The 12,032-nt window shown below is 47.9% G+C and carries 12 protein-coding genes; 5 read left to right on the top strand and 7 right to left on the bottom strand.

All coding sequences use genetic code 11. The features are described 5' to 3' along the window. Positions 1–45: 45 nt before the first annotated feature. On the bottom strand, positions 46–2,238 hold the full coding sequence (locus tag ASL14_RS00945) for an ABC transporter ATP-binding protein (protein WP_134910017.1): 2,193 nt from the start codon (positions 2,236–2,238) through the stop codon (positions 46–48). Next, positions 2,238–3,995, bottom strand: coding sequence for an ABC transporter ATP-binding protein (locus ASL14_RS00940; RefSeq protein WP_134910015.1), 1,758 nt, complete (start codon positions 3,993–3,995; stop codon positions 2,238–2,240). The genes ASL14_RS00945 and ASL14_RS00940 overlap by 1 nt, the downstream gene beginning before the upstream one ends. Before the next feature lie 590 nt (positions 3,996–4,585). Here ASL14_RS00940 and ASL14_RS00930 point away from each other — a divergent pair. Next, on the top strand, positions 4,586–4,888 hold the full coding sequence (locus ASL14_RS00930; RefSeq protein ID WP_014281172.1) for a HesB/YadR/YfhF family protein: 303 nt from the start codon (positions 4,586–4,588) through the stop codon (positions 4,886–4,888). Between the two features lie 136 nt (positions 4,889–5,024). Here the strand turns inward: ASL14_RS00930 and ASL14_RS00925 are convergent, their stop codons facing one another. From ASL14_RS00925 to ASL14_RS00915, 3 genes are all read right to left on the bottom strand, one after another. Next, a complete protein-coding gene (locus tag ASL14_RS00925) occupies positions 5,025–5,537 on the bottom strand; it encodes a hypothetical protein (RefSeq protein WP_044644800.1) in 513 nt (170 codons plus the stop codon). Positions 5,538–5,739: 202 nt separating this feature from the next. Beyond that, the gene (locus tag ASL14_RS00920; protein WP_134910013.1) at positions 5,740–6,183 is read right to left on the bottom strand and encodes a DUF441 domain-containing protein; all 444 of its coding nucleotides are present in this window, start codon (positions 6,181–6,183) and stop codon (positions 5,740–5,742) included. A 22-nt stretch (positions 6,184–6,205) separates the two neighbouring features. Continuing rightward, positions 6,206–7,177 carry a YpdA family putative bacillithiol disulfide reductase gene (locus tag ASL14_RS00915; protein WP_134910011.1) on the bottom strand — a complete coding sequence of 324 codons (972 nt, stop codon included), beginning with the start codon at positions 7,175–7,177 and terminating at the stop codon, positions 6,206–6,208. 321 nt (positions 7,178–7,498) lie between these two features. On the opposite strand from ASL14_RS00915, the gene ASL14_RS00910 reads away from it, so the two are divergent. The 3 genes from ASL14_RS00910 (at position 7,499) to ASL14_RS00900 (ending at position 10,052) form a co-directional block, all read left to right on the top strand. Further along, the gene (locus ASL14_RS00910; RefSeq protein WP_044644797.1) at positions 7,499–8,095 is read left to right on the top strand and encodes a DUF2087 domain-containing protein; all 597 of its coding nucleotides are present in this window, start codon (positions 7,499–7,501) and stop codon (positions 8,093–8,095) included. A gap of 444 nt (positions 8,096–8,539) precedes the next feature. Continuing rightward, positions 8,540–9,637 carry a ribosome small subunit-dependent GTPase A gene (rsgA, locus tag ASL14_RS00905; RefSeq protein ID WP_134910008.1) on the top strand — a complete coding sequence of 366 codons (1,098 nt, stop codon included), beginning with the start codon at positions 8,540–8,542 and terminating at the stop codon, positions 9,635–9,637. A gap of 76 nt (positions 9,638–9,713) precedes the next feature. After that, entirely contained in the window at positions 9,714–10,052 is a 339-nt protein-coding gene (locus tag ASL14_RS00900) for a L,D-transpeptidase (protein ID WP_134910006.1), read from the top strand. Between the two features lie 43 nt (positions 10,053–10,095). Here the strand turns inward: ASL14_RS00900 and ASL14_RS00895 are convergent, their stop codons facing one another. Further along, the gene (locus ASL14_RS00895; RefSeq protein WP_223264158.1) at positions 10,096–11,115 is read right to left on the bottom strand and encodes a flagellar motor protein MotB; all 1,020 of its coding nucleotides are present in this window, start codon (positions 11,113–11,115) and stop codon (positions 10,096–10,098) included. Between the two features lie 216 nt (positions 11,116–11,331). On the opposite strand from ASL14_RS00895, the gene ASL14_RS27195 reads away from it, so the two are divergent. Further along, positions 11,332–11,496, top strand: coding sequence for a hypothetical protein (locus ASL14_RS27195; RefSeq protein ID WP_187644933.1), 165 nt, complete (start codon positions 11,332–11,334; stop codon positions 11,494–11,496). Between the two features lie 111 nt (positions 11,497–11,607). Here the strand turns inward: ASL14_RS27195 and ASL14_RS27625 are convergent, their stop codons facing one another. After that, positions 11,608–11,847 carry a hypothetical protein gene (locus ASL14_RS27625; RefSeq protein WP_081473730.1) on the bottom strand — a complete coding sequence of 80 codons (240 nt, stop codon included), beginning with the start codon at positions 11,845–11,847 and terminating at the stop codon, positions 11,608–11,610. Positions 11,848–12,032 lie beyond the last annotated feature (185 nt).

Here is a 12,032-nt window from a genome sequence, read left to right as displayed (position 1 = left end):
ATCCGGAGACTTGCTGTTTTTTTATGCATGCTTTGTGGGCTTGCTTTATGCGCTTCCTCCAGCCAAGCCAGGTCCGTTTTGACCTGTGCCCGGTTTTTGCAAGGAGCTGGTACTTGCTCGGGTATCGGCTTTTCCAGAAGTCGCAGCTCCTGCTGCAACAACAGTTTGCTCTGCAAGCAAAGCTTTCTGTTCCGACGATGCAGTAGAGGATGCATTTGTATCTGTTCCCGCTGTTCCTGACTGGAGCTGATACATCTGGAAGTAACGACCGCCCTGAGCCATGAGTTCGTCATGGTTACCGCGTTCGACAATCTCACCCCGATGCAGCACCAGAATTTGGTCCGCACTGCGGATGGTTGACAGACGGTGAGCAATGATGAAGGTAGTACGCCCTTTCTTGAGCACCTCCAGCGCAGATTGGATAAGCGCCTCGGTTTCAGTGTCAATATTGGCAGTAGCTTCATCGAGAATCAGAATCGCCGGATCAAAGGCCAACGCGCGGGCGAAGGAAATGAGCTGACGCTGCCCGGCTGATAAAGTACTTCCTTTTTCGATCACTGGCTCGTCAAAGCCTTGTGGCAAGTGGGCCAGCAGTTTGTCAGCCCCAACATCACACAGTGCTTTGTTCACCTGTTCTCTGGTAATCCGGCTATCTCCCAGACTGACATTGGAGGCTACTGTACCTGTAAACAAATATGGATCTTGAAGAACGATTCCCATATGATGGCGTAGCCACTGCTTCGGAATGTCCTTGACAGAGGTTCCGTCAATGGTGATCGTTCCTTTTTGCGGATCATAAAACCGGAACAGCAGGTTAATAATCGAGCTTTTGCCTGATCCGGTATGTCCGACGAGAGCAACCGTTTGGCCGGGATGTGCAGTAAAGGAAATATGTTTAAGGACAGCATCCTTTTTGTAGGCAAAGGTTACGTCGTCGAACTCCACCAGACCTTTGTAACGCGGCATCGTGCCGTCTGTTACCTGTTCTCCGGTTTCATCCATCAGTTCAAATACCCGCCCCGAGGATACGATTGAAGCATCCAGCACCGCAAGCTGGTTGACCATACCAGTCATCGGTTGGAACAGTCGTCCCAGTACATCGACGAAGGCGTATAGTACGCCTAGTGATACAGCACTGCCAGTCGTGCCAAGCGCCTCGGCTCCGAAATACCACAACACGACGGCAAAGGCAAGATTTCTCAGCACATTAACCAGATTGTGTGAAGTGAAGGCGTTCAAATTCAGCATTTTATTCTGATGCTTCATATAATCATCGTTCAGTTCTTCAAACTCATGTTGCGTTTGTTTCTGGTGCCGGAACACGCGAATAATGGACATCCCTTGAATAGATTCGTTGATAATTGCATTAATCTCACTGAGCCGGGACCGAATGATCGTATTAAAGCGGGTGGCGACTTTGCGGTACAGTACAATCCACAAGATCAGTAGCGGTACAATGAACAGAGAGATCAGACCCAGTCTGAAGTCCAGCAAAAAGAGTGCGACATATACCCCGGCCATCGTCACAATACCTGAAGTGAAGTTCGACAGTACGGCCACGAATAAATCTTTTACCGCTTCTGTGTCATTTGTAACACGGGATACGACCTTACCTGCGGGCAGATTGTCAAAAAAGTAAACTGGCAACCGTTGAATGTGTGCATAGAGGTCAAGCCGAAGCTTTTGAATAACCTTGTTGGCCGAGGATTGCAGCCAGTAGGTTTTGCCAAATTCAGCAAAGATCGAAATGACCAGAAAAAAGCAATACCAGCCAATCAGTTGAAAGATACCGGGCATTTCCGGCTTGTAAAAGCTATATAGCTCATCGGCTGTCAAAGCCTTGGCATCATAGCGAAAGGTGTCGGAGCCGCGTGTCACCGTCAGCGTGCCGTTCGCAAAGGAGCGGTTACCGTCAGCCACCTGCACCGAGCCATCAATAAATACGAAGGATTTCCCAACTTGTAAAATCCTTGCTTCGCGCCCTTTGGGCTCCCCGGCCTCAAAGCGGTCTTCACGCTTAAAATGGGTTCCGGCATAACTTACGGTACCGTCCACACTAGTTGTCTCGTAAAATGGTTTTTCAATAGCGAGCATATGGTCGTCGATCATCGTTTTGGCGATGAAGGGTCCGGCCAGCTCAGCGGCTACCCCGATAGCCAACGCGATGAGTGCGGCGATAAAGCCCGCTTTGCTCGTCAGGGCATACTGGAATAGCCTTTTGCCGATATTGGGTTTCATTAGGATACCTCCCCTGAGGTCAGAACAGATTCCACTTGCTGTCGTTCATACTGTTGACGGTACCATCCGTCCGTCTGAAGCAGCTCGTTGTGGGTTCCTTCCTCAATAATGCGTCCTTGCTCCAGCACGACGATCCGGTCTGCATGTTCTACAGCCGAGAGACGGTGAGTGGAGATCAGAGTTGTTTTACCCGAGCGTTTACGCCGGATATTATCAATAATACGTGCTTCTGTTCGAGCATCAACCGCGGACAGTGCATCGTCTAGCACCAGAATATCAGGATCGCCGATAAAGGCGCGTGCCAGCGAAACACGTTGCTTCTGGCCGCCGGACAGGGCAATGCCTTTTTCTCCGACGAGTGTATCCAGTCCATCAGACAAGGTGCCTAAATCCTGATCGAAGGCTGCGGTACGGATTGCTTCCATGATGTCGTCATCACCTGCACGCGGTTTACCGAACTGAATGTTCTCACGCACTGATTTGGAGAACAGAATTTGCTCCTGTGGCACGTAGCCGATCCAGCTGTGCAGTTGTTCAACAGCGATGTCCTCCAGCCGAGTGCCAGAGATTAAAATGTCACCGCTACCCGTCGGGTATTCATGCAGTAGCTGTTTGAGCAGGGTGGATTTCCCGCTGCCTGTTCGGCCGACGACACCTAGCGTTTCTCCACGTTTCAGCTCCAAATTCACATGTAACAGATTGTCAACAGATGAGGTTGGGTAGCGGAAGGTAACATCTTTCATCGTAATGGACTCGGGGTGGTTAACCGTTACAGGCTGAGCTGCATCTTGTACGTCCGGCTCCACATGGAGAGTTTCGTTCACCCGATCGAGGGAAGCGCTACCGCGCTGCATAATGTTGATCAGCTCGCCAATGGCAAACATCGGCCAAATCATCATCCCCAGATACATGTTAAAGGATACCAGTTCACCCAGCGTGATATCGTTATGAAATACCAGATAAATACCATAGCCAAGTCCGATCACATAGCTAAGTCCTACGCATAAGCGGATCGTCGGTTCGAAGAGAGCATCCATTCGGGCGACCGCCAGATTTTTGCGAAATACGTCATCGGTAATATCGGCGAACCGTTTTTCATCCATTCGTTCCTGTACATAGGCGCGAATGACCCGGATACCTGCCACGGATTCCAGCACTTGGTCGTTCATATCGCCAAATGCATCCTGTGCCAGCGTGTAACGCTCGTGAACGGCTTTACCGTAAATGCTCATTGCCAGCGCGATAAAAGGAAGGGGCAGAACCGCCGCCAGCGTCAGCTTCCAGCTAATCAGGGTGCCCATGGCGACCAGCACGACGCTCAGGTAAACTGTAGAGTCAGTTAGCGTCAGCATGCCAAAGCCCGCAGTACTAGCGACGGAGCGAAGGTCGTTCGTAGCACGAGCCATCAGGTCACCAGTACGATTGCGTTCAAAAAATGGAGGTGTCATCCGCAGCAGATGGTTCATAAAGCGTGTGCGCAACAGGCGCTCCACCAGATTGGCACCACCAAACAGCTTGTGCATCCATATGTACGTAATGTAGTAGATGACGGCAAGAATGCCTAAAATATAAAAAATATAATGCCAGAGCGAGGACCATGAAATTGAACCGCGTACGATCTCATCAATAGCGCTACCTAGCAGCCGAGGCGGAGCAAGCTCCAGCACGCCAACGGCTATCAGCAAAAACAGCCCAATCGAGTACCGGCTTCGTTCTCTTTTAAAAAACCAGCTTAAATTTTTGAGTACCGAAAACAAGAGGAATCCCATCCTTTCATGAAAAGCTCATGCGAGAGTTGTCGTACCATTTTGAATAAACAATAACGGCTTGCTACCACTAGCTTCAATCCGGTAACAGGCGCAAAAAAGGCATACCGTCCGCAGACGATATGCCTTAAATCTCAATATCATATGGCGCGCAGGTATTTTCAGCACACTCACCACTGAAAAACTGCTCAAACGCAGGCAGCCACTCGTATTAAACCATACAACGTGAATGGCCCAATTCCGAAGGATGCGTCAAGGGAGATGCTCCGGTATGAAGTTGTTGTGTTTGTAGAGTTGGGTAAAAGGCGAGATGAATGTTTAGCACCGGTAACACTCCTTTCTTCTTCGAATTGGATTCATTCTGAACATGAGTAATCGTTCAAATTGGTAATTAATTTCAAAATGGATCTCGTATGGTTGAATCTTAACACCGTCTTTTGCGAATTGTCAAACCTTTTTCAAAAAAATGTATATCGCTCGCTGGAGATTTTCATTTGAGCAAGGGGCGGTTGGTGGTCATTCTAAAGAATACTATGATATAGTTAACAGGACGTAATTGTACAAGGAGATGAGCATAACGAATGAGCATACAGGTAACTGAACCAGCGGCACAGTGGTACATCAAGGAGCTTGGTCTGAACCGTGGAGATACCATCCGTTTTTTTGCCCGCTATAGTTCTGGCGGTGGGTTACATCCAGGCTTCTCTCTGGGAATTGCCGTAGAGCCTCCGCAGCACCCTGTACTACAACATGAAGCGGCTGGCATCACGTTTTATATGGAGGACCAGGATTATTGGTATTTGAAGGGTCATCATCTGGAAGTAAAGTATCTGGAGGAACATGACGACATTATTTACACGTATGCCGAGGAAGAGCAGTCTTAATGCTCTAACGTTAGAAATAGCGAGCAGGTGAACCGTTTAGGGTCATGAAAAAACGGCGGAATATCGCATGACAGGGGATTAAACCTGTGTGTGATACTCCGCCGTTTTGTTGTCCTTGGGGCGCGTGTGCTGTATGTTAAGGGTTGTTAAGCATCGGACCATCCACCGCAAAATCAAAATCGTCAATGTCGTACACATGTACAGGTACGGAAGCTTCAATAATGCGATGAATCCAGTCCAGTTGATCTGTCAAAATGGGTAATTCTTCACGCTGGGCTGTTAGCACCAGTTCGGTCTCGATTGGATCAAAATATTCTCCGTAATGCGCAGTATCGACGGCATTAATGACGATCAGTGTGGTGTTAGCGTCGAACAGGATAGGCAAGCTTTTGGCCCAGGGCATCTGAAGCGCGCGCCGGATTTTTTTCTGATTCAAAGGTTCCTCAAAATAGCTGATCAGTTCGCTTACCTTTCGCTTCACATGCTGATCGTCCGCAGGATTATCCATGAGCGGTTCCGTGCTATCCTGAAATTCGTATAGCTCCAGCAGCGACGTGTAAGGCACTATATATTCCACAGGGGCGGGAGTTGTAAGCAGTTGGCCATATATGGCAACCATTACAGCTTCCGTTACAAATTGTCGGGACATCGGTCAAGCCTCCTGCATTTACCAAATTATGCGATAAGAGTATAACACAAAGCGGGACTGAATTCAGTCCGTCATGCAGATTGCTCAGGTTCATTCGTCTTTTGCGTTGACTGCCTTTTTCAATCTTATGTCTGCTGCTGGTCAAATACGTTTTTTTATAGACAGCATCTGCCAGCGCCAGACGAAGGATAAGCGAGGAAGTCTAGGTGCGTCCGATTAACAGCGATAGCAGCCCGGCGGCGATGAGCGGTCCTACAGGAACGCCTTTGAAGAAGGCCACACCAATCACGGTTCCAATAAGCAAACCCGTCACAATGATGGGCTGTCCGGACATCAGGGTTACTCCGCGGCCGCCAAGGTAGGCTACCAGGATGCCAATAGCAATAGCGAGCAGCGACTTCCAGTGAAGGAAGGACTCCATCACCTGGCTAATGCTGATTTTACCGCTGGCCAGTGGGGTCATCACACCAATGGTTAGAATGATGATCCCGATCGTCAATCCATACTTTTCAAGCCAGGGGAAAGCAGTATGAAAATGGGTTACCCGAAGTAGCAGTAGTACGACCATGGCAATGGTGACGGTGGAGTTGCCGCTGACAATTCCAAGACCAGCCAGTACCAGCAGGATGAGTGAACTGTAATCCATATATGTGTTCTCCTTAGTTCATTTAGCTTTGAATATGTTCAGCGATTTGGCGACCGTGCCAGCGGCCTGTTTCAATGAACACCTCATTGGCATTGCTGCCAGAAGCGATGACACCCGCCACATATATACCCGGTATATTGGTCTCCATCGTGGAAGGGTCATATTCCGGTTTGTCCAGACCCTCAGCCATGTGGACCCCTACAGACTCCAGTAGCTTCCGTTCCGGGTGAAACCCGGTCAGCGCCAGTACAAAATCATTTTCGAGCCGGAAAGCTTCTGCCTCCAACGGGGTGACCACTACATAATCCGGATGAACTTCAGTGATGCGCGCGCCCAGATGGAGCGTAATTTTTCCTTTTTGTACCATGCTGTCGAACAGTGGGCGAACCCACGGCTTAATGTATTCAGACAGTTCGGTTCGGCGATACACCATGTCAATGGTAGCCCCGACACGTACGAGTTCCATCGCTGCATCCACCGCAGAATTGCTGCCGCCGATGATTGCGACCCGCGTGCCGGTATAGGGATGGGCTTCACTGAAATAATGAGTAACTTTATCTAATTGTTCCCCGGGAATGCCCAAATAGTTCGGATGATCAAAATATCCTGTAGCCACGACGACATAGCGTGACGAATACGTTTTGGCTATTCCCTGCTTGCTCACCGTATGTACAGTAAATGTAGTATCATCCTGTCGTGTGATCGTTTTTGCTTCCTCATAATGACGGATGTTCAGGTTATAATGTGCAGCTACCTTGCGGTAATACGCCAGTGCTTCATGACGGTAAGGCTTGTCATTAGGCGTACTGAACGGAACATCGCCAATTTCCAGCAGTTCAGCCGTGCTGAAAAACTGCATGTTCGTCGGGTACAGAAAAATGGAGTGAACAATGTTACTTTTTTCGATAATGACAGTTTGCAAGCCTCTGCGGCTGCATTCGATTGCAGCGGACAGCCCGCAAGGCCCGCCTCCGATAATGACTACGTCGTGCATCTCGATGAACCTCCCGTTATATTGGTCTGTTGCGCCTGTTTTGCAGTAGTATGGTAGACGTTTCAAAGCGCTAATTCATAAAAATTTGAAAAGGCGAAACAATTGAATATATGCAATCTCTGCACAAAAGTCAAGTAATATCATCCTACCGCAATGCGTACACAATATCCAGCCGTTTTCAGAAAGAAGTAAAAGAATGATACGATTGACAGCTATTTTTAACAATCATATAATTAGATATATATCTATTGTTATGTGTAGAATTTAATTTTTCACGCAAAGTATATGGAGAGTAGTTAGTGATGAAAAGAGGCGTTAACGTTGCAACTGGATAAAATGGTCAACTATCATAAAGCGCTTGCTGATCCTACGCGTATGCGTATATTACTGCTCTTGTCACGTGGAGAGATGCATGGTCAGGCGTTGGCGGAAAAACTGAATTTATCCCAACCGACTGTCACGCATCATGCTTCCAAGCTTCGTGAGGCCGGGTTAATCAAGGAGCGGCGTGATAAGAATACGGTATATTTCACACTAAATCCTGAACTGATCAGGCAGCATGCCGAGGCGACAGTGCGGTTTATTTTTGAAAAAGGAGAGGGGGAGGAAGAAATGTCAGAGGTTAATGAAACGCTGGAAGCGACAGTCTTGCGTAATTTTTTTTCCAAGGACGGCAAGCTACGTCAAATTCCCTCGCAATACAAGAAAAAGCTGATCGTGCTTCAAATGCTGGCAGAAAAGCTGGAGCCGGGCCGCGTGTATCCTGAACGTGAGCTAAACGAGTGGATTAAGCAGTATCATGAGGATTTTGCGACAATTCGGCGTGAGCTGATTATGCATCAATTTATGTACAGGGAACGTGAAATGTATGAATTGAATCCACGTGAGATGTGGACGCGCTGGGATCAAGTGCGCTAAAAGAAACTTGAAAAGATTTAAAAAAAGGTTTGCGGCAAACTTGACAGACGAATTGTGGACTTGTATGATTAAGGAAATTTTAGGAGGAGGCGATGTTATATGCGTACGAACATGAATGGATTGGTTCAGCAGCAGTATGACGTTGTCTCCCGCACGGATGATGCATAGTTGAAGACTATATGAAATAAGTATAGTTTTTACATGGCATTCGGTTGAGCAGTAGAACCGATGAAATCCGCAGGGAGTGATTCCCTGCGGATTTTTTTATGATTAGGGTCTTGGGATAGCCTCGGCCTGAATCATACACCCTCCGCAGGGGTTTCCCTGCGGATTTTTTGCGTTGTTTGCTCGCGGGAGAGAACATTTATAAACCGAATAGCACGAAAATAAAAAAACATCAACTTTAAACATCAGCAATAAACGATGATTCACAGGAGGAAAACAATGAGTATACATGAATACGGCTGGTCTGATTACTGGAACGGCTTTTGGGATCAATGGAAACAAAGCTTTGAAGAACGAGCAGAAAATACACAGGTACGCCCTGCCCGTCTGATTGCCGATTATGGTCAAAAAGTAAAGCTTATGACTATGGATGGAGAACGCTGGGGAGCTGCTTCCGGCAAGCTGAGACATGCTATCGTCGATCCGGCAGAAATGCCGGCTGTGGGGGATTGGGTGGCTGTCACCGTGCCAGATGGAGTCTCTGATACAGTCATTCATGCCGTGCTGCCACGTAAAAGTCGGATATCCCGGCAGGCTGCGGGCTTTGAGACGAAGGAGCAATTGATTGCGACAAATGTAGATACGCTCTTTCTCGTCAATGCGCTGAATCACGATTTTAATGTGCGCAGGCTGGAACGGTATCTAATTATGGCGTGGAACAGTGGGGTCGATCCGGTCGTTGTGTTGAGCAAAAGCGATCTTTGTCCCGATGTGGAAGAGCGGGTGGCCGAAGCGGAGGGGGTGGCCCCCGGTGTGCCAGTCATCGTTATTTCTGCCTTGCAGAACGAAGGGAGAGAGCAACTGGAGGCGTTTCTTCAACCCGGGCGTACAGTTGCCTTAACAGGCTCATCCGGCAGCGGCAAATCAACGATTGTGAACTGGCTGTCCGGGGCCGAAATTCAGCTTACACAGGATGTGAGGGAAGAGGACAGTCGAGGGCGTCATACGACCACCCACCGACAGTTGTTCCCCATATTGAAGCAAGCCGTTCTGCTGGATACGCCGGGAATGCGTGAATTGAATCTGTGGGATGATTCCACCGGAGTCGCCAATACCTTCGCGGATATTACTGAAATGGCACAAAATTGCCGTTTTGCAGATTGCAAGCATCAGGGAGAAGCGGGATGTGCGGTAGAGGAAGCTGTGCAGCGTGGTGAGCTATCTGAATCCAGAGTGAACAACTATCGCAAAATGCAGCGGGAGCTGGAGTATCAGGCACGTAAAGAAGCAGATCGGCGGAAAAAGGATCAACGTTCAAGCACAAATCAGGGCCGAGTCGGTAATCGAAGTGGCTGGAGACGTGATGTGGAGTGGTGAGATGAAGAAAGGTTATTTGTAAAAGTCACAGGAGAATCTGCGGTGTGGTCGGCATATCCTGTAGAGGGGTGAGTATATGCCGAATTATAGTATCGTGGTGAGTTTGTCGGATCGTCGTCTGTATTTAAAAGATGGCGATCAGACTGTACTTAGTTATCCGGTCGGTATCGGTAAAATCGCTACACAGACACCGCACGGACAATTTACCATCATCAATAAACAGCCCAATCCCGGCGGCCCCTTTGGAGCGTTCTGGATGGGGCTGTCCAAGCCGCATTATGGCATCCACGGCACCAATGCGCCTTGGTCCATTGGCAAGCTGGTGTCGCATGGTTGCATACGTATGCAGAACAAGGATGTGCTGGAGCTTCAGGAAAAGGTGAGCATCGGCACGCCGGTCACCATACTGCCTTAGTGACCGACAAGTTACACTACCCTGCAAGCCATGTGCTGTCCAATTATGATTTGGGTTGAATAGGGATACGGGCTTCAATCCGTTTGGAGCCCTCTTTGTCGTCTGCGGATTTAACTAGCGTGCCGGAAAGATGCTCTCCGCTTGCTCCATACACTCGTTTCGCATTCGCCCACATGTCTTCATTAGGCTCGAAAATGATAACCATGGTGTAACGATTAGCCAGGCTCGGTTTTTTGACCCTCATGCTGAAAGAGCCGTCAGGCATGACTCTGGTTTGATCATCATAGCCGAACTGCCAGCGTCCCGGGAAATCAATAGTGAGCTTGACATCTGATCCTTCCAGCAAATTACTGCGCGCATATACATGATAATAGTTGCCTTCCTGCTTCACATCCGGCTTGATCCACACTTTGGGGCTACCGTAATCCTTTGGTTTGTTCCAGACAGGCTTAACCAGCGGGGTGCTTTGTTCCTGCTCAGGATCAAACTCCGCGCCAATTCGGACTTCTTGCCGAAGCTGTTCCTTTTCTTCGTATTGATATACATAGGGGCCTTCCAATTTCTCACCACCGCTGCCGTAAAGATTGCGTATCGGGTCGTCTTGGTCAGCCGGACGGAACAAAACCGTCAGATCCATGCTGCCCTGTATGCCTGGCCGTTGCACACGAAGTACAAAGCTTCCGTCCTTTTGAACAGTTGCTTCGTCCGTGTACCCGGTGAGCAGGGAGTTTTTGACCGCGAGATTACCCTTAATCCGCGCTCCGGCGGGGAGGTTAGAGCGCCCTGTGACCTTTACGGTTTTTCTGTCTATATTTACGTTGCCTGATATTTCGACATAACTGCTGCCTTGTTGGTGTACAGGGGTGCGATTGGCAGCTCGTTCATCCAGGGAGGACGTATTCTGGTTTGGGTTGCCGGTAACAGTGTAGGCGCGGGCCTCAGCCTCATGTTGGGCCATACTGCGGGTAGAGGCTTTTTCCCTGCTACATGCAGACAGAATTGTCAGCAACAACAAAGTGTATAAAAATATCCAGCCTATTTTAGCCAATCTGTGCTTTTCCATAGTTTCTGCTCGCTCCTTGTTCATAGCTTCCAGATTTAAAGCGGTCAATCCTTTGAAACTTTATGTATTTACCCTTTTTAAAGGTTATGTAATCCAGCCTGTTTTATCCAACAGGGTGCCTATTTGTTTAAACTACAAGCAGAATGGTTAAAAATGGATAGCCTGATCATCCCCTTGGAAAGCAGGGGCAGCATGTTGTAAAGGAGCCTGAGTCATATGTCCATTGACCGTTTTATCCTGAAAAAGCTGGACAACTGCCGGGAAGAGCATACACGCGCTAATTTACTGGAACTGTTTAGAATACGAATTGAGAAGGCGCAGAAGTTGGAACGAGGCGGCAAAAAAGGTTATCGCAAAAGAAATATAAGCAGATTGTTATAAAATGATAGGCTCGGCTAGTTACATGTATCATGTTTCAAAGCTGCTAATACGGAGAGAGTGCTTAGTCACTCTCTCTTTTTTGCTATGATTTCGGAACAAAAAAAGTCCCTCTTAGTAGAGGGACAGTGCCAATGAATCATTTTCACTAACGCTATGCAGGATGGCTTCACAACCGACAATTTCTATACTGATCAAAGAGTTAAGACATTTTTGAAGGGCACGCTTGCCTCTGGAGATTTTGTTCTCCAAAGTGTTGCTTAGAAGTTTTAATGTTTTTTGTACAGGTTGTTTGTTTTCTTGGTTGAAGTATACGGGAATACGTTTGTTTTGAAATGTAATTAATGTTCTCACAAAATCACCTCGCTTGAGTTATTTCATGGCTTTATTGTAGTGCCCGTTTCTTAAAATTACCTTAAAAACACCTTATAAAAACATAAAGGTCTGAAAAATTTACAAAGTGTTCACAATACTCTACAAACAATCAAATTTGCTTCTAATCCATCGACAAAATGGCGTATATGCGAATACTGCAAAAC

The organism is Paenibacillus sp. IHB B 3084 (genome assembly GCF_001447315.1).
GTDB lineage: Bacteria > Bacillota > Bacilli > Paenibacillales > Paenibacillaceae > Paenibacillus.
The sequence above is the reverse complement of the archived record's forward strand: the minus strand, read 5'-3'. Positions and strand labels throughout refer to the sequence as shown.